Genomic DNA, 17,482 nt, shown 5'->3' with positions numbered 1-17,482 from the left:
GGAGGCACCGTGACCGCCGCCGACCAGAAGAGTGACCCGTTCCGGCTGGAGACCGTCGACCACCGGTTCAAGGCGCTGCCCCCGGACGCCACCGGGCTGACCGTCGGCGAACTCGCCGACCAGCGCCGCAACCTCTTCACCGGCGGCTTCACCACCCCCGTGCTCGCCCTCTCCGCCGAGTCCGTCGAACACAACCTGCGGCTGCTCCAGACCTACTCCGAGCGCCACGGCCTCGCCTTCGCCCCGCACGGCAAGACCTCGATGTCGCCGCAGCTCTTCGCCCGCCAGCTGGAGCACGGCGCCTGGGGCGTCACCGTCGCCGTACCCCACCAGGCCCGGGTCTGCCGCGCCCACGGCATCTCCCGGATCTTCCTCGCCAACGAGGTCGTCGACGCGGCCGCGCTGCGCTGGCTCGCCGGCGAACTGGCCGACCCGGAGTTCCGGTTCGTCTGCTACGTGGACTCCGTGCGCGGGGTCGAGCTGATGGACGAGGCCCTGAGCGCCGCCGGAGCACCCCGGCCGCTCGATGTCGTCGTGGAGCTGGGCGCGGGCGACGGGGCCCGCACCGGGGTCCGCACGGAGGCCGGGTGCGCCGCCGTCGCGGACGCCGTGGCCGCCGCCGCCTCGCTGCGGCTCGTGGGCGTCGCCGGGTACGAGGGGGAGGTCCCGGACGCCGACGGCGAGCGGGTGCGCGCCTGGCTGCGCAGGCTCACCGCGCTGGCCGCCGCCTTCGACGCGGAGGGCCGGTTCGACGGCGCCGGGGAGATCGTCGTCAGCGCGGGCGGCAGCGCCTGGTTCGACGCGGTCGCCGATGTCTTCGCCGACATCCCCGCGCTCTCCCTGCCGGTGCTGAAGCTGCTGCGCTCGGGCGCGTACGTCTCCCACGACGACGGCCACTACCGCCATCTCACCCCCTTCAACCGGGTCCCCGACGAGGGCACGCTCCAGAGCGCGTTCCGGCTCTGGGCGCAGGTCGTGTCCCGCCCCGAGGACGGCCAGGCGTTCGTCAACGCGGGCAAGCGGGACGCCGCCTACGACCTCGACCTGCCCGAGGCGCAGGTGGTCCGCGACGGCCGCACCGGCGCGATCCGCCCCGCCACCGGCATCACCGTCAGCGGCCTCTCCGACCAGCACGGCTGGGTCCGTACCGAGCCCGGCACCGATCTGAAGGTCGGGGACTGGCTGGGCATGGGCCTCTCCCACCCCTGCACCTCCTTCGACAAGTGGCAGCTGATCCCGCTGGTCGAGGCGGACGGCACCGTCACCGACTACATCCGCACCTTCTTCTGAGCCCGCCGCTTCCGGCGAACCGGCACGACGACCCGACGACCCGACGAGGGGAACCATGGATCTGGTCATTCGCGACGCCCGCGTCATCGACGGCGGCGGAGGCGCCTCCTACCGCGCCGACGTCGGCCTGGACGGCGGGCGGATCGCCGCGATCCGCCGCGAGGGCGACCCCGCGCTCCCCGGCGCCCGCACCCTGGACGCGTCGGGGCTCGCGCTCTCCCCCGGCTTCATCGACATGCACGCCCACAGCGATCTCGCCCTGCTGCGCGACCCGGCGCACGAGGCGAAGGCCGCCCAGGGCGTGACCCTCGAAGTCCTCGGCCAGGACGGCCTGTCGTACGCGCCCGTCGACGACCGCACCCTGGAGGGCGTCCGCCGGGCCATCAACGGCTGGAACGGCGGCGGGCCCGGCGACGACTCCGTCGACTTCGACTGGCGGACCGTCGGCGAGTACCTGGACCGCCTCGACCGCGGCATCGCCGTCAACGCCGCCTATCTGATCCCGCAGGGCACGGTCCGGATGTACGCGGTCGGCTGGGACGACCGCCCCGCCACCGACACCGAGCTGACCCGGATGAAGCAGCTGGTCGCCGAGGGCCTGGAACAGGGCGCCGTCGGCATGTCCTCCGGGCTGACCTACACCCCCGGCATGTACGCGAAGGACGCCGAACTGACCGAGCTGTGCCGGGTGGTGGCCGCGTACGACGGCTACTACTGCCCGCACCACCGCTCGTACGGCGCCGGGGCCCTGGAGGCGTACGAGGAGATGGTGCGGCTCACCCGGGACGCGGGCTGCGCCCTGCACCTGGCGCACGCCACCATGAACTTCGGCGTGAACAAGGGCCGGGCGGGCGATCTGCTGACCCTGCTCGACGGCGCGCTCGCGGACGGCGCCGACATCTCGCTCGACACCTACCCGTACACCCCCGGCTCCACGACGCTCGTCGCCGTCCTGCCCAGCTGGGCGGCCGAGGGCGGCCCGGACGCGCTCCTGGCCCGGCTCGCCGACGACACCACCGCCGAGCGGATACGCCACCACCTGGAGGAGATCGGCTCCGACGGCTGCCACGGCGTGGCCATGGAGTGGGAGACGATCGAGATCTCCGGGGTCTCCGAGCCGTCGCTCGCCGGGTATGTGGGAAAGACGATCGAACAGTCGGCGCGGGAGCGCGGCGAGAGCCCGTGGACCACCGCCCGCCGGCTCCTGATCGAGGACCGGCTCGGCTCGACCATCCTCCAGCACGTGGGCCACGAGGAGAACGTCCGGCAGATCATGCGCCACCGCGTGCACACCGGCGGCAGCGACGGCATCCTCCAGGGCGCCAAGCCGCATCCGCGCGCCTACGGCACCTTCCCGCACTACCTGGGCCGTTACGCGCGGGAGCTGGGGATCCTCTCCCTGGAGGAGACGGTGGCCCACCTCACCTCCCGGCCGGCCGCCCGGCTGCGGCTGCCCGACCGGGGCCTGGTCCGCGAGGGATACCGCGCCGACCTGGTCCTCTTCGACCCGGAGACGGTCGCGGCGGGCTCCACCTTCGAGGCCCCGCGCACCCTGCCGACCGGCATCCCGCATGTCCTGATCGACGGCCGGTTCGTCATCGAGGACGGGGTGCGCACGGACGTCCTGGCGGGCCGCTCGGTCCGCCGCGTCCCCACGGGCTGAGACCGGTACCGCGTACGCGGTGCCATCGGTGCCGGTACGGCGAGACCACGGAGGACGCGGCCGTGATCCCGCCGTTCCGCCGTCCGGACGGCGGGCCCGGTCAGGGCATGGGCACCAGGCCCACCTGCTGGAGCAGATCGGTCGCGGGCGCGAGCACCCCGCCCGGCGGGGGCTTGATCAGATTGCGGTCCACCTCGCCCGACGAGGAGGGCCGGGGCGCGGCGGGGGCCGCCTCGGCGGCACCGGCGGCGGACAGGGACAGCGCGCAGGCGGCGGCCGTGACGGCGGCCGCGGACAGGTAGCGGTGGGAACGGATCATGTGCTGTGCAACGCCCGGTCCGCCCGCCAGGTCACGCCCGGATCGCCGGCGGGATCGCGGGCAGGATCGCGGGCGGGTCCCCCCGCAGGGTTCACGTCCCGGTGGACACCAGTGCGCTACGGCATGGGCGGTCACTTTGGAAGATCGCCGTTACCGCTCGCGGATCACCGCGTTGTAGCACCGTGAAGGCCGCAACCCCTGTGGCTGGTGTTCCGAAAGTGCAAGGAGAACTTGATGTCGCGTATCGCCAAGGCCGCCGCCGTCATCGTGGGCTCGGGCGCCCTCCTCGTCGGTGGTTCCGGCCTGGCCACGGCCGACGCCGGGGCGCAGGGCGTGGCCGCCAACTCCCCCGGTGTGCTCTCCGGCAACCTGGTCCAGGTGCCCGTCCACGTCCCGATCAACCTCTGTGGCAACACCATCGACATCATCGCGCTGCTCAACCCGGCGTTCGGCAACACCTGCATCAACGCGTCGGAGACCACGGAGCCGGCCTACGGCCACTGAGCACCGCACGCCCCGAGCATCGAGGTCTCTCCCGTCACTCCCAGGACGGGGGAGACCTCGGTCGTTCCCGCGGCCGGTTCGCCGCGGCCCGGCTCAGGCGTAGCGGTAGATCCGGCTGTGGTCCAGCAGCGCGGAGGGCCGTACGTCCCACGGCGGCATCGGGTCGTCCAGCGCGAAGATCCGCCCGGCCTGCGGGTCGGAGGCGGGCAGCCGCCGCCCCGGCAGATACGCCGCCGCCTTCGGGTGCGCCCGGCGCCAGCGGGTCCAGAGCAGGTCGATGAAGGCGTGGTGGAGCCAGAAGACGGGGTCGTTGGGCGAGGTCGCGCCCGTCATAAGACCGCCCACCCAGCGGTGCACCCGGTTGTGGTTGCGCCAGCGCTCGCCGTCCACGTTCCACCCCTCGATCGCGTTCCGCAGCCCGGCCCGGGAGGTCGAGTTCCACGGCGGCTCGTCGTAGACCGGCTGCCGCAGCGCGCGGTCCACGTCCGCCCGCGTCGGCAGGGCGACCGGGGCCGCCGGGCGGCCGAGGTCACGGGTGAGATAGCGGCCGTCGGTGATCCGGGACTCGATCCGCCAGCCGCCGTTGCGGTATGCGAAGGGCCCGTCCATCACCTGATGGTCGCCCAGCCGCCCCGTACCGCCCAGGAAGTCGTCCGCCCAGAGCGAGGAGCGGGGCGAGTCGTCCGCCGTCCAGTCCCAGTACGGGACGGTGACGGACGGGTCGATCCGCTGGAGCGCCCGCTCGAACTCCAGCAGGTACCGCCGGTGCCAGGGGAAGAAGGACGGCGTCATATGGGCCGGCCGGGGCCGCGCCTCGGCGTCGGTGACATAGAACTCGCCGTGCATGCGGACGAACTCGTCGTACTCGCCCCGGCGTTTCAGCTCCAGCAGCGCTTCCACCAGCCGCCGCTTCTCGTCGCGGGTGAGATTCCGCTGGTTCTTGCGGATGTGCACCAGGTCCGCTCCTCGCGTTCGTCCACCGTGGGGCAGGGGGCAGGGGGGTCGGGTGGCGTCAGTGGCCGTGCCCGCCGGGGGGTACGCGGGCCAGCTGCCCCGGGCCCAGTTCGTCCACCGCCGCGCGGGCCAGCGCGTGCAGCGTCGGGAAGGACTCGTAGTGGTGGACGGTGCTGAGATAGCTGCCGTCCGCGCGGCGCAGCACCGGCAGCGGCCGGCCGTCGATGCGGACCTCCGCGCCCGGCGGGCCCGGTGCCGCCCCGCCGGAGGCCGCGCCCGCCGGGACGAGCACGGCCGTGCCGCCCTCGATGAGCCGGCCCCGGTACATCTCGGCGAACCGCTCCAGCGCGGGGGCCTCGCGGACCGGGCGCCCGGTGCGGGCGCGGTGGGCGAGGAGCGGGGCGAGCGCCCCGGCGGCGCCCCCGAGCACCGACACGGTGAACAGGGCACGGAGCGCGGTACGGCGGCCGGGCCGCACGGGCAGGGGCATGCGCCGGGTCCTTTCGGGGTGCTGTGCGTACGCGGACGGCCGGGGCCCGCCGGGTCACGCTACGGCCGCCGGGGCGCGGGACGGCCCGCGACCCGGCGGGCGGGGGCGGGTGTCAGCCGAACAGCAGCGCCGCGCCCGGGGCCCCGGTGAGCTGCGGCGTGAGCAGCGCGGCCTGCGGCAGCACCGGCTCGGGCTGTCCGAGCAGTTCCGGCCGGGGGGCCGAAACCGGCGCCCCCAGCGTCGCCCCGGGCGTGGTCACCAGCAGGTCCTCGGCCGCCGACGCGAGCGTCGCGACCCCGAGCCTGCCTTCCCGCAGCGGGTGTTCCAGCGGCAGCGCGGCCACCGTCCGGGGCAGCTCGGCGGTGAACGGCACCTGCGGCAGGATCCGTTCCGGCAGCAGTCGGCCGGGCGCGTGCCGGGGCCCCTCCAGCGCACCGGGCACCGGCACCGGCACCCCGGTGGCAAGGCTCGGCGCCTCGATCGGCACGACGGTCTCCAGGCTCTCCAGCGGCAGGGTGACCGGCACCGAGGTGCCGGCCACGGCAGGCGCGGCACCCACCGCCGACGCCATACAGGCCAGTACCGCCGCAAGAGTCCCGCGGGTGGTCGACTTCATCGGTCCCTCTGTCCCCTCTGTGTCCTGCGTATGTCCTGCGGTGTCCCACCGCGACGGTGGGATCCTCCGCGAACAACAACGAGCCGGACGGCACAACCACTGCAAAGTTCCCCCCTCCGCAGCAGTGCGCGGGCGCGCGGAGGTCGCACGGAGGTCGCCCGCAAGTCGCACGGACGAGGGAAACAGGGGTGAACGGAGTGAATCGCGCGCCCGCCGGGCCGCGCCGGGGGCGGTCCGGCCGCCCGGCGGGTCAGCATGGCCGCCCCGGGCCCGGAGCGCCGTCCGGCCCGCCACCCCCGTACAGGAGGTCATGCCCGTGCACGCCCCGTACGCCCCCACCCGACCCGCTGCCGTCGATCTCGGGGACCCGGCGTTCTGGCGGCTGCCCCGGGACCGGCGGCTGGCCTCCTTCGCGCTCCTGCGCGAGCTGGAAGCGCCGGTCCGCTTCGGCCCCGGGCCCGGCTGGTACGCGCTGGTGCGCCACGCGGACGTCCGGGAGGCGAGCCGTTCGCCCCGGCACTTCGCCAGCGCGCCCGGCGTCACCGTCCCCGAGCCCGCCCGCTGGGCGAAGGCCGTCTTCGGCAACTCCATGGTCAACATGGACGGGGCGGAGCACGCGGCCCTGCGCCGGATCGTCTCCCGCGCCTTCACGCCCCGGCTGCTGGCCCGGGCGGAGGAGGACGTCCGCACGGCGGCGGAGAGGATCGTCGCGGACGCGGTGCGCGGCGGACCGGGCGACTTCGTGGCCGCCGTGGCGTCCCGGCTGCCGTTCACGGTCATCTGCGACCTGATGGGCATTCCGGAGCCGTACCGGGAGGGCATCGCGCGCCGCGTCGACGGGGCGTCGGAGAACGTGGGCGTGGCCCGGCGGCGGCTGCGGCTGCCGGGGCGCGGACTGCGGTCGCTGGCCCGGCTCCAGTGGCTGATGGCGGACCTGGCCCGGGAGCGGCGCCGCCGGCCGGCCGGGGATCTGATCTCGGCCCTGGTGACCGCCGACGTCGACGGGCAGGCGCTCTCCTCCCGCCAGCTGGGCGCGTTCTTCTCGCTGCTGCTGGTGGCCGGGGTGGAGACCACCCGCAACGCCATCGCGCACGGGCTGACGCTGCTGACCGACCATCCGCGGCAACGGGCGCTGCTGGAGTCGGACCCCGGGCGGTACGCGGACGGCGCGGTGGAGGAGATCGTGCGCCACTCCACCCCGATCATCCAGTTCCGCCGGACCGTGGCCGCCGAATGCTCACTGGCCGGACGGGTGTTCCGGCCTGGCGAGAAAGTGGTGCTGCTGTACGCGTCCGCCAACCGCGACGAGCGGGTCTTCGAGGACCCGGACGTCTTCGACATCACCCGGGACCCCAATCCGCATCTGGGGTACGGGGGCGGGGGGCCGCACCACTGTCTCGGGGCCCATCTGGCGCGGCAGGAGCTGAAGGCGGTGTTCTCGGCGCTGCTCACCCGGGCGCCGGGGGTGCGGGCGACGGGCCCGGCGCGGCTGGTGGACTCCAGCTTCGACAACCGGGTGCGGTCGCTGCCGTTCGCCCCGGGCTGACCTCCCGGGGCGGGGGCGGCCGGGGCCCGCCCGGGGCTGCGGACAGCCGGGGGAGCACGGTCGCCCGGGGTCGTCACGGGGCCGGGGCGCGCCGGGATCCGCCGGGGCGCGGCGCGGGTCAGCGCAGGCGGCCGACCGGGACCAGGGCGTGCCCGGCGGCGAGCAGGATGTCCTCCTGGCCCACGTAGGAGTGGAGCGCCTCCTCGCTGACGGGGTACCCGGGGACGGCCTGCGGCCAGGGCAGGCTGCCGATGATCACATGGGCGTGGCCGCGTACGGCGACGGCCGCGAGCCACTCGGGCGGCGCGGCGCACTGGGCGCTCACGCCGGGGAGGTTGAGCACCGCGTACCCGCCCTCGATCAGCAGCCGCAGCGGCGAGGTGGCGCCGGGGGCGGTGGCGTCGGTGAGCCCGCCGCCCGTGCGCAGCCCCGCCTCCGTGATCAGCCGGGCCATGGCGGCGACGGTCGCCTCGGGTCCGGCGCTGCCGTCGCCGAGCGAGTAGAGCAGCAGATAGGGGGTGTCGTGGCCGGCCGCCGGGTCACCGGCCCAGGCGAGCAGGGAGACGGTGCCGAGGTGGCCACGCTGCACGGGGTTCCCGGCGGAATGCCCGGCGGAGTTTCCGGCGGAGTGCCCGGCGGAGTGCGCAAGAGTCATGGTCCGGCACCCTAGCCCCGGGGGGAGCGCGGCGGGTCCGGCGTTCACCCGCGCGGGGGAAAGCGGAGCTGCCAGGAGACGGTCCGGCCACCGGCGGCGCAGTGGAGCCGTACGATCCTGGCCCGTTCGGGGACCTGGTAGACGAGCCAGCCGTCGCGCTGCTCGCCGACCGCGAGGGTGTTCCAGGCCAGGGGGCGGCCCGTGGTGAGGGTGCCGGTGGCGACCGGGCGGTGGCGGCGGCCGTCGGCGTCCTCCACCCAGGTGCGGGCGCGGGAGGCGTCGAAGGGACGGCCGCCGAAGTTGAGGACGCTGAGCCGGGCGCCGATCCGGCGGGTCCCGGCGGGCGGTTCCGCGGCGGTGGCGCGGGCGGGGACGGCGGGGTCGACCTGGCCGAGGACGGCGATCCGCAGATGCTCCCCGTAGCCGCGGCCGCCGAGGTCCACCGCGTCGCCGACCCAGGCGGGGGCGGCCTCCCGCGCGGGCACGGCGGCGGGGGCGGGCGGCCGGGCGTCGGCCGGGCCCCGGCCGGGCCACTCCCGGCAGCCCGCCGTCGCCAGCGCGAGCGCCGCCACCAGCAGCGCCGAAGCCATGTGTCGTCGCATCGCTCCCTCTCAGGCCGCCCTGTCCTGCCGGTCCTCGCGGGTCCCGCGGATCCACCGGGGTACGGGGGTACGGGCCGTGCCGGGCACGCCACGCACGCCACCGGGGTCCGGGGCGGGCCCGGAGCCGTCCGTTCTCCGTATCGACGTCCTGTCCCAACGCCCTATCGACGCCATCCGCGCCATCTTCACCGCCCCGGCGGCCGGGTCCGGGGCTTCGGGGCCGTGTCGCGCCCGGTTTCGCCCGGAGGGTCCACCCGGGAGCGGCGGAGGAACCGCAGGGGGGCGCGCGTCGGGCGCTTGCGGTGAGCGCCCGACGCGGGGGCCCGACCGCCGGGCACGATCCGGGGCGCACCGGCGCGTACCGGAGCGCCTCCGGTCCTCCGCGCGCTTCCGGTCTCCCCCGCCGGGCCGGTGACGCGACCGGGTCGGCGGGCGTTGGGGACGCATGGCGAGAACTTCCTCCGCTGCCCGGTGGCAGCGCGTAGAGACACAGCCGGTGCCCACGCAGCGCGGGGCCGCCCCGGCCGGTGAGCCGGCCCGGGGCGACAACCCGGTCTACGAACGGCTGGTACGGGAATGGGCGGGCGCGGGCCGCACCCTGCCCGGCGCGCCCGACCGGGAATGGGCCCGACTGATCCGCTACCCCGACCTGCTCAGCCGCACCCCGGGGCCCCGCCACCGGTTATGACACACAGCCACCCGACCGGAGCGCGGGCACTCCCCCGGGGACCCGACCCCGGGGGGCGACAACACCGTCCACGAACGGCCGCTACACGAACGGGCAGGCGCCGGACGCACCCTGCCCGGCGCACCCGACCGCGAATGGGCCCGACTGATCCGCTACCCCGACCTGCTCAGCCGCACCCCGGGGCCCCGCCACCGGTTATGACACACAGCCACCCGACCGGAACGGGGGCACTCCCCCGGGGCCGCCGCCGTCCCCGGGGAACCGTCCACGCCGTCAGCCCTTGCGGACCGGGCCCGGCGACCCCGGGGTGACGAACGCGGGGGTGGCGGGCCGGGGCAGCCGGACCGCCGTACGGGTGCGCAGCCGCCGGCGCACCCCCGCGACCAGCCGGTTCGCGGTGAAGGTCGCGCCGTGCACAAAGCGCATGGAGGGCCCGAAGGACGGCGCGGTCAGCAGCCCGGCGAAGAAGAGGCCGGGGCAGGAGGACTCGAAGCCGGCGCTCAGTTCGGGGGTGCGCCCGCCGCCCGGGGTGGTGGCGACGGCCCTTCGCAGCGACGCGTCGAGCATGCCGAGCCGGGCCAGGTCCGGGGTGAAGCCGGTCGCGGCGATCACATGGTCGGTCTCGACGGCGGTGGCCGCGCCGCCGGGGGTGGTCAGCCGCAGCAGCACCCGGCCGCCCCGGGCCTCGGCCCCGCGCAGCCCGTGCCCGAGGAGCGCGGGCACCCTGCGTTCGTAGCGTTCGCGCAGCCACCAGGCGCCCGCCGGGCCCAGCGCGGTACGGGCGATGTGCTGGCGGGCCGGGCCGGGCAGGGTCCGCACCGCCCAGGGGGCCTCCGACCAGACCCAGCTGGTCCAGCCGGTGCCCAGGCCGCTGTGCGGGGTGCGCAGCGCCCTCAGGGGGCCGCGCTGGAGCGGTTCGGGCGGGGTGTTCCAGTTGAGCCGGGGCCTGCGGGCGATCAGCCGGGGCCTGGCGCCCTGTTCCGCCAGCAGGGTCGCGGTCTCCAGGGCGGCCTGCCCGGCGCCCAGGACGGTGACGTCCTGGCCGCGGAAGCAGCTCAGGTCCCGGTGGCCGCTGCTGTGCGAGACATGCGACGCGGGCAGGGCGGCGAGCTGCTGCGGGAGGGTGACGAAGGGCATCACGCCGACGGCGAGGACGGCGGTGCGCGCGAGGACGCGTTCGCCGTCGGAGGTCTCGACGGCGAAGCCGTTCCCGGCGGGCGCGACCCGGACGACGGTCCGTTCGTCGACGCCGGGCACCGCGTGTTCCGCGAACCACATGCCGTACTCGGTGAACGCGGCGATCGGCAGCGGGCGGCCGTGCACCGCTTCAAAGCCGTGCTCGTCGCCGAAGTGGCCGAGGGTGTGGGCGCCGGAGGGGTCGGAGAGATTGGACGACCACGGCTCCGACTTGAGGAACATGCCTTCGGGCATGTGGTCGCGCCAGGAGGCCATGGTCCGGCCGAAGACCTTCAGGCTCAGTCCGGCGGCGGCCGCGTGGGCCGCGATGGAGAGCCCGTAGGGGCCTGCGCCGATCACTGCCAGGTCGTACATGGTGGGTCCGTTTCTTCGCTGTGGGTGGAGGGCCGCGGGTCGGTGACCCGGGGCGGTGCACAGGGGTACGGGATACGGGGCTACGGGGCTACGGGGGTACGGGGGTGGTCACGGCGGTGCGGCGCGGCCCGACCGGCGGGCCGCGCGGGCGGCCTTGGCGGCGCCCCGGGTGAGCCAGGCCCGGGACATGGCGAGGAAGGGGCGCGGGTCGTCCGCCGCGTACCAGGCGGTCTCCACGCCGGCCCGCGGCCGGGGCGGGCCGCCGCGCCGCCCCCGCGCCGGGCGCCGGCCGGGGGCGAGGGCCGCGAGCAGCGCGTAGTTCTCGGCGACGAAGACCCGGCCGGGGCTGCTGGGCTGCGGCGGGACGGGCCGGCCGGTCAGATCGAGGTAGAGCGCCCGCACGACGTCCAGCTCGGGCCCGCCGGGTCCGCCGGACGGCCCGGCGAAGAGCCGGAACTGCGCGCCGGGGCGCGGGTTGGCGTCGAGCAGCTGGATCGCGCCGGTGTGCCGGTCCCGCCGGAAGTCGAGATCGAGGATGCCCCGGTAGCCGACGTGGGCGACGAGCCGCAGAGCCGCGGCCTCGGCCTCCGGGTGGGGCTCCCAGCGGCCCTTGGCGGTGAGCCCGGCCCGCGGCGGCCAGGACAGTTCCTTGCGGCCGCTGCCGCCGAGGAGCAGCGCGGGGCCGCCGTCCGCCCCGGACCCGCCGAAGCAGCCGTGGAAGAACCAGTCGGTGTCCGGCCCGTCCGGCAGATAGCGCTGGAGGAGCAGGCCGCTGCCCGCCGCGCCCGCCCGGTCGCAGAGCGCCCGTACGGCGTCCGGGGTGCGGACCACGGTGGTGCTGCGGAGCCCGGCGGAGAATCCGCTGCCGAGCAGCCACGGCCGGCTCCACTTGGCCACGAGCGGCAGCCCGAGGGCCCGTACCGCCCCGGGGACGTCGTCCGGTCCGGAGAGCAGCAGGCTCGGCGGGTGGGGGATGTCCGCGGCCGCGCAGACCCCGGCGAGCCCCGCTTTGTCGGCGAGGAGGCCGGGCAGCTGCGGGGGCTGGTCGGGCAGGAGATAGCGGCCGGTGAGCCGGTGGGCGTCGGCGGCGGTGCGGACGGCGCTCAGATCGTCCATGGCGATCAGGACCGCGCGCCGTCCGATGCGGTCGGAGACGCGGTGCAGCAGGTCGACGACGGCGTCGGCGGCGATGGGGCCGGGCGCCCCGGGGGGCAGCGGGTGCGCGGTGTGCAGATAGCGGGAGCGGGTGACCGGGCTGGCCGCGGACTCGACCACGGCGTGGACCTCGACCCCGGCCCGTCCCAGCGTCCTGATCGCGCCGAGGGTCCCGTGGTGGAAGGGGTTGCGGTCGAGACGGAGCACGAGCGCGGGAACCCCGGCGTCCGCGACCGCGCGCGCGGGTCCCCGGTCCTCGGCCCGGCCCCGGGCCCCGGCTTCGATGGGAAACGGCCCGGCCGGCGCCCCGGATTCGACGGGCGGCATCAGCGTCACAACCTTTCACCTGGTCACCTGGATGGTCCGGAAGGATCCGGCCGGTTACGCGAATGGGGTACTGACGTGCTGTCAATCTGCCGATAAGTAGGACTTACTCCCTACGGTCGTATCTGTGCCGTTGTGTCAACGGCTCATCCGCTCGGAGCGCATCAGCTGTTTTCTCAGGGAGGAACACCATGGGCCGTCCCCGCCGCCGTCTCACCACCGCCTGTGCCGGATCGGTCGCCGCCGGTCTGCTGGCCACCGGGGGCGTGTACGGGGACCGGGCGGCGGGGCTCACCCCGCCGGGCGCCGGGTCAGCCCCGCGCGCGTCCGGGACGGTCGCGATGGGCGCGTATCTCGACTACGGGCCGGCCGGGGTGGTCCGGATGGACCAGCTCTCGCGCTGGCTGGGCGGCACGGAGCTGCGGGTCGGGCACACCTATCTGCCCGGTGACCGCTGGAGCAACATCGAGGGCGCGAACCTGGGCTTCCTCGCGGACTGGGCGCGCTGGCGGCAGGGGGCGGCCGACCGCATGTTCGTCCTGAACGTGCCGATGCTGGACCGGAACGAGGAGCGCGTCCCCGACTGGCTGGTGCGCTGGAAGCTGCGCGCGGGCGCGGCGGGCCGCTTCGACCACCACTTCCGCGCGCTGGGCGAGCGGCTGGTCTCGCTCGGGGTGCCGGACACGGTGGTCGTGCTGGGCTGGGAGATGAACGGCACGACGTACGCGCACCGCTGCGGGCCCGATCCACGGGCGTGGCGGGCGTACTGGCGGCGTGCGGTCACGGCGATGCGCTCGGTGCCGGGGCAGAGCTTCCGGTTCGACTTCGCGCCGAACCGGGGCCGGGACGCCGTGCCGTGGACCCTCTGCTACCCGGGCGACGACGTGGTGGACATCGTCGGCATGGACTCCTACGACCAGGCTCCGGGGCGGACGTTCGAGGAACAGGCGGCGGCGCCGTTCGGACTCCACGATCAGGTGGCGTTCGCGCGGGCGCACAACAAGGAGATCTCCTATCCCGAGTGGGGGCTGTTCCGGAACGGCGACAACCCCGCCTACATGCGGGGCATGCTGGAGTGGATCGAGCGGCAGAAACCGCTCTATCAGACCATCACGGACTACTGTCCGCACGGCGTCTGGCAGTGCGATGACAACCCCGAATCGTCGAGAGTCTTCCATGACATGCTGGCGAAGCCGGTGCCGGTGGAGCCCGTGAAACCGGTGGAGCCGGTGGCCCCGGTGGTGCCGTCGCCCGTGCTGCCGTCGCCGGTGCTTCCGTCACCCGCGCTTCCGTCGGCGGGGACGGGGATGACGCCGTTTCCGGCTGCCTCGGTGGCTCCGACGGCTGCGGGGGGTCCCGGCCCGACGGGGTCCCCGGGCGCTCCGGCCGCCTCCGGGACGCCGGGGACCGCGACCGCTGCGGTGACGCCGGCGGCCGTGCCCGCGCCGACCCGTACGCCGAGCCCGACACCGACACCGAGTCCGACGCCGAGTCCGACACCGACGGCGACATCAGTTGCGGCGCCCCTGCCGACGCGCACCGCGGCGCCACCGCTCGTCCGGCCATCCGCGCCTCCGTCCCTTCCCGTGCCCGCTCCCGTGCCCGCTCCGGTACCCACCCGCTCCTCCGCTCCCGTGCCCGTGCCGTCGTCCGTCCCCGTGGCCCCGCCGACCGGGTCGGCGTGGCCGTCCGCGCCGACCGGGCGGCCCTCCTCCGGACCGCCCTCGACTCCAACGCCGAGGCCCGCCCCGACGACACCGTCCGTGACCGCACCGAGGCCGGCGACGACGGCACTGCCCGCCGCCGCGCCGCCCGCCCTGGTCGCCACGGCCGCCAAGCCCGTCCCACCGGCGCTGCGGCCCGCCGTCCCGGCCCGGCGGCTGAACTCCCGCCAGTGGTGCGCGCCCGTGGACCTCGGCCCGTGGGTGGCCCGGTGGCTCGGCCGGCGCACGGTCTGCGTCGACCTCCCGCGTTTCCTGGACGACGGGTTCGCCTGGTGGCGCTCGTGACGCCCGCTACGGCCCGGGGCGGTGGAGCGAGGCCCGCAGGTCGTTGACGCGGGCCCGCCACTCCTGCGCGGCGGGCAGCCGGGCCGCCACGGCGCCCGCCGCGCGGTCGCGCCAGGCCGCGCGGGCGGTGTGCAGCCGCAGGACGGGCTCCAGCGCGGCCGGGGCCATCAGCAGCCGCTGGTTGCCGACGGCCTCCGGCCGCCAGTGGCTCTTGTACGGCTCGCGGCCCCGGAGCATGCTCACCACCCGCCGCCCGGTGCGCGCGGCCAGCTCCGCCTCCTGGCGCAGCAGCATCGCGGTCACGTCCACCTTCTCCTCCCGCAGCCCGGGGTGGGCCCCGTAGAGATAGCCGCCGGTCAGCGCGGAGGAGTGCAGCGCCACACTGGCCGCCACCACCTCCCCGTCACGCCGGTACTCGGTGAGGGCCGCGTCGCCGTCGCGGACCATGCGCCGGGTCGCGCGCAGCAGATGCTCCGCGAACCGGGGCCGCAGGTGCTCCACCGTCACCCCGCGGCCGCGCCACTGGAGTTCGTGGAGCCGCAGCAGATGCCCGATGGCGTCGGGGACCTCCGCCTCCGGGACCGCGCGGCCCTCGATCCGCAGCGCGTCGATCCTGCGGAGCTTGGCCCGCACCCGCTGGGCGGGTTTGGCGGCGAGCCGTTGGACCAGTTCGTCCATGGGGGCGGCGGGCAGCTCCAGACAGACCGAGTCGGGGAGCCGGCGCTTACCGCCGCGCCAGCTCTCGTAGAGCCGCTCGGCGGCGGCGCCCGGCCGGACCTCGCGCAGGTCGACCACGGCATGGCGGGCGGCCCGGCGCAGGCCGCGTTCCAGGGCGGCGACGGCGCACCCCTGGTGGCCGTCGTCGACGAGGACGTCCCCGTAGTCGGAGATCGGGCCGCCGAGGAGGACGAGCAGCGGCAGCGGCCGGTGCACCAGCATCAGGGGGGCGGCGGCGATGAGCCGTCCGTCGAGCCGGACGAGGACCACCCGCAACCGCCCCCGGCCGCCGTACGAGAGCCACCAGGACTCCAGCCAGGCGTGGCTCTGGAACGGGGTGGCGCTGGAGCAGCGGCGCTGGAGCGCGTCCCACTCGGACCGCAGCAGGGCGAACGCGCGCGGGTCACGGCAGAGGGTGGCCTCCAGCCCGGCCCGCGCTCGCCCCACTCGCCCCACTCGCCCCATCAGGCCATCTCCCGTTCGACGGCGTCGCCCGCGCCGGCCGGGGCGGGTACCGACACGGAGGCGGGTCGGGCCCTGCGGCGCGGGCGGACCAGCAGCACCAGACCGCCGATCAGGCCGCCGGCCGCGCCCCCGACGGCGGCGGCGAGCCGGGGCCCCGCCGACGCGGGCTCCCGGGGCGGGATGGCCTGGGAGAAGCCGACGAGCTGGACCCCGGTGCTCTTGGCGACCTGATTGCCGCTCACGAAGACGGCGTCCGCGACCGCGTTGGCGATGTCGGCGGCCTCGGCGGGCCGCCGCGAGGTGCCGGTGATGGCGATCATCGGCGAGTCGGGGGAGGTCTCGGCCCGTACCCGGGTACGGAGCACCTTGGCCGGGAGTCCGGCGGCGACGCGGGCGTACGCGAGGGTGGAGTCCCCGGTGGCGATCCGCCCGTACGCCTGGGCGAAGCCGAGGGCGGCGCCCGGCGGGGCGTCCTTGGTGGGTACGGCGACGACATAGCTGGTGGCGGCGTACTGGGGCGGTACGGCCACTCCGTACGCGGCTCCGGCGGCCGCCCCCGCGAACGCGCAGACGGGCACCGGCCACCAGCGCAGCGCGGCGGTGATCCGGGCGCGCAGGCGCCCCTTCTCGCGGGGGGCGGTGGACTTCTGCTCGGTCGGGTCGTCGGTCATGTGCGTGCTCTCTTTGCCGTAGATGCCGTAGATGCTGTGGGTGCTGTGCGTGCCGTGGGTGCCGTGGGTGTCGCGATGGCCGGGGCGAAGGTCGGTGGTGTCAGGGACGGGCGGTGGGCGGGGGCGGCGAGGACCCCGGCGTAGATGTCCATCAGGCGCTCGCCGCAGCGGGCGATGTCGTAGTGGTGCACGGCCGGGGGCGGTGCGAGCCGCCGGGGACCGGCCGCCCGCTCGCGGCGGAGCGCGGCCGCGAGGGGTCCGGCGGCGGCGTCGACGCGGCGGGCGCCCGGGGACCGGTCGGGGGGCAGGTCCTCCACGGCGGGGCAGACGCCGTAGAGCACCGGCAGCCCGGCGGCCAGGGCCTCCACGACGGCGAGGCCGAACGCCTCCTCGCGGGAGGCGGACACGAACACGTCCACGGCGCACAGCAGCCCCGGGACGGTGACCGGGGGCCCCGCCGACCCCTGGGGAACCACTCTTGGAGTCACTGGTTCCGCATCGCACTCGCCCAGGAAGCGGACGCGGTCGGACACGCCGAGCCGGGCGGCGAGGGCTTCGAGGGGGCCGCGCTCGGGACCGTCCCCCGCGAGCAGCAGCACCGTGTCCTCCAGCGCGGCCACCGCCCGGACGACCTCGTCGAAGCGTTTGCCGGGCACGAGCCGGCCCACCCCGCCGACGGCGAACGCGTCCGCCGGCACACCCAGGGCGGCCCGGGCGGCGGCCCGCGTACGCGGATCGAAACGGAAGCGGACGGCGTCGATGCCGTTGGGGACGACATGGATCCGGTCCGCCGGGACGCCCCAGGCCCGCAACCGGTCCGCGACCGTATGGGATACGGCCACGGTGGCCGAACCCAGCCGTTCCGTACCGAGGTACAGCGCCCGTGCGCCGCCGGTCAGCGGGCGGCCCTCGATCTCGGCCCCGCCGAGGGAGTGCTCGGTCGCCACCGCCGCGACCCCCGCGAGCCGTGCGGCGAGCCGCCCGTACACGCACGCCCGGTACAGATGCGTGTGCACCAGGCCGTAGCCGCCCCGCCGGATCAGCGCGGCGAGCCGGGGCAGCGCCCCCAGGTCGCGGTTGCCGCCCATCCCCAGGTGGTGGACGCGGACCCCGTCCGCCCGCAGCCCGTCAGCGACCGGCCCCGGGTTGGTCAGGGTCACCACGTCGCACTCCAGCGGCAGCCGGCGCAGCAGCAGCCGCAACTGCTGCTCCGCCCCGCCCACACCGAGCCCGGTGATGATGTGCAGCGCCCTCATCGACGGC

At 75.9% G+C, this 17,482-nt stretch carries 16 protein-coding genes and 1 pseudogene; 6 read left to right on the top strand and 11 right to left on the bottom strand.

Going from position 1 to position 17,482, the window contains the following annotated elements:
* Positions 1-9: 9 nt before the first annotated feature.
* Positions 10-1,290, top strand: a complete 1,281-nt coding sequence (locus SYYSPA8_RS08810; protein WP_323446460.1) for an amino acid deaminase — start codon at positions 10-12, stop codon at positions 1,288-1,290.
* 55 nt (positions 1,291-1,345) lie between these two features.
* Positions 1,346-2,953 carry an N-acyl-D-amino-acid deacylase family protein gene (locus SYYSPA8_RS08805; protein ID WP_323446459.1) on the top strand — a complete coding sequence of 536 codons (1,608 nt, stop codon included), beginning with the start codon at positions 1,346-1,348 and terminating at the stop codon, positions 2,951-2,953.
* Between the two features lie 100 nt (positions 2,954-3,053).
* On the opposite strand, the gene SYYSPA8_RS08800 is transcribed toward SYYSPA8_RS08805, so the two are convergent.
* On the bottom strand, positions 3,054-3,272 hold the full coding sequence (locus tag SYYSPA8_RS08800; RefSeq protein WP_323446458.1) for a hypothetical protein: 219 nt from the start codon (positions 3,270-3,272) through the stop codon (positions 3,054-3,056).
* A gap of 234 nt (positions 3,273-3,506) precedes the next feature.
* Here SYYSPA8_RS08800 and SYYSPA8_RS08795 point away from each other — a divergent pair, with 234 nt between their 5' ends.
* Positions 3,507-3,776, top strand: coding sequence for a chaplin (locus SYYSPA8_RS08795; protein WP_323446457.1), 270 nt, complete (start codon positions 3,507-3,509; stop codon positions 3,774-3,776).
* A 93-nt stretch (positions 3,777-3,869) separates the two neighbouring features.
* Here the strand turns inward: SYYSPA8_RS08795 and SYYSPA8_RS08790 are convergent, their stop codons facing one another.
* From SYYSPA8_RS08790 to SYYSPA8_RS08780, 3 genes are all read right to left on the bottom strand, one after another.
* Positions 3,870-4,730: a tyrosinase family protein gene (locus SYYSPA8_RS08790; protein ID WP_323446456.1), complete on the bottom strand. Its 861-nt coding sequence runs from the start codon at positions 4,728-4,730 to the stop codon at positions 3,870-3,872.
* Positions 4,731-4,788: 58 nt separating this feature from the next.
* On the bottom strand, positions 4,789-5,220 hold the full coding sequence (locus SYYSPA8_RS08785) for a tyrosinase family oxidase copper chaperone (RefSeq protein ID WP_323446455.1): 432 nt from the start codon (positions 5,218-5,220) through the stop codon (positions 4,789-4,791).
* A gap of 112 nt (positions 5,221-5,332) precedes the next feature.
* Entirely contained in the window at positions 5,333-5,836 is a 504-nt protein-coding gene (locus SYYSPA8_RS08780; protein WP_323446454.1) for a hypothetical protein, read from the bottom strand.
* Between the two features lie 310 nt (positions 5,837-6,146).
* On the opposite strand from SYYSPA8_RS08780, the gene SYYSPA8_RS08775 reads away from it, so the two are divergent.
* Entirely contained in the window at positions 6,147-7,382 is a 1,236-nt protein-coding gene (locus SYYSPA8_RS08775) for a cytochrome P450 (RefSeq protein WP_323446453.1), read from the top strand.
* A 118-nt stretch (positions 7,383-7,500) separates the two neighbouring features.
* On the opposite strand, the gene SYYSPA8_RS08770 is transcribed toward SYYSPA8_RS08775, so the two are convergent.
* Together SYYSPA8_RS08770 and SYYSPA8_RS08765 are read right to left on the bottom strand one after the other, a co-directional pair.
* Positions 7,501-8,037, bottom strand: coding sequence for a DUF5949 family protein (locus tag SYYSPA8_RS08770; RefSeq protein ID WP_323446452.1), 537 nt, complete (start codon positions 8,035-8,037; stop codon positions 7,501-7,503).
* Positions 8,038-8,081: 44 nt separating this feature from the next.
* Entirely contained in the window at positions 8,082-8,627 is a 546-nt protein-coding gene (locus tag SYYSPA8_RS08765; protein ID WP_323446451.1) for a DUF4352 domain-containing protein, read from the bottom strand.
* A 508-nt stretch (positions 8,628-9,135) separates the two neighbouring features.
* Here SYYSPA8_RS08765 and SYYSPA8_RS08760 point away from each other — a divergent pair.
* On the top strand, positions 9,136-9,327 hold the full coding sequence (locus SYYSPA8_RS08760; protein ID WP_323446450.1) for a hypothetical protein: 192 nt from the start codon (positions 9,136-9,138) through the stop codon (positions 9,325-9,327).
* A 273-nt stretch (positions 9,328-9,600) separates the two neighbouring features.
* On the opposite strand, the gene SYYSPA8_RS08755 is transcribed toward SYYSPA8_RS08760, so the two are convergent.
* On the bottom strand, positions 9,601-10,878 hold the full coding sequence (locus SYYSPA8_RS08755) for an NAD(P)-binding domain-containing protein (RefSeq protein WP_323446449.1): 1,278 nt from the start codon (positions 10,876-10,878) through the stop codon (positions 9,601-9,603).
* A gap of 108 nt (positions 10,879-10,986) precedes the next feature.
* Positions 10,987-12,360 carry a carboxylate--amine ligase gene (locus SYYSPA8_RS08750; RefSeq protein ID WP_323446896.1) on the bottom strand — a complete coding sequence of 458 codons (1,374 nt, stop codon included), beginning with the start codon at positions 12,358-12,360 and terminating at the stop codon, positions 10,987-10,989.
* Between the two features lie 188 nt (positions 12,361-12,548).
* On the opposite strand from SYYSPA8_RS08750, the pseudogene SYYSPA8_RS08745 reads away from it, so the two are divergent.
* A pseudogene (locus tag SYYSPA8_RS08745) lies at positions 12,549-13,658 on the top strand (glycoside hydrolase family 26 protein); the annotation flags it as partial.
* A 714-nt stretch (positions 13,659-14,372) separates the two neighbouring features.
* On the opposite strand, the gene SYYSPA8_RS08740 reads toward SYYSPA8_RS08745, so the two are convergent.
* From SYYSPA8_RS08740 to SYYSPA8_RS08730, 3 genes are read right to left on the bottom strand one after another with little or no spacing between them, the layout of a single operon-like run.
* A complete protein-coding gene (locus tag SYYSPA8_RS08740; RefSeq protein ID WP_323446448.1) occupies positions 14,373-15,530 on the bottom strand; it encodes a GNAT family N-acetyltransferase in 1,158 nt (385 codons plus the stop codon).
* Positions 15,531-15,547: 17 nt separating this feature from the next.
* Positions 15,548-16,219: a YveK family protein gene (locus tag SYYSPA8_RS08735; RefSeq protein ID WP_323446447.1), complete on the bottom strand. Its 672-nt coding sequence runs from the start codon at positions 16,217-16,219 to the stop codon at positions 15,548-15,550.
* Complete coding sequence (locus SYYSPA8_RS08730) at positions 16,216-17,475, bottom strand: glycosyltransferase (RefSeq protein WP_323446446.1); 1,260 nt, start codon at positions 17,473-17,475, stop codon at positions 16,216-16,218. The genes SYYSPA8_RS08735 and SYYSPA8_RS08730 overlap by 4 nt, the downstream gene beginning before the upstream one ends.
* Positions 17,476-17,482 lie beyond the last annotated feature (7 nt).

The sequence above is a fragment of the Streptomyces yaizuensis genome (assembly GCF_034961445.1).
Taxonomy (GTDB): Bacteria; Actinomycetota; Actinomycetes; order Streptomycetales; family Streptomycetaceae; genus Streptomyces; species Streptomyces yaizuensis.
This window is presented reverse-complemented; position numbering and strand designations above follow the sequence as displayed.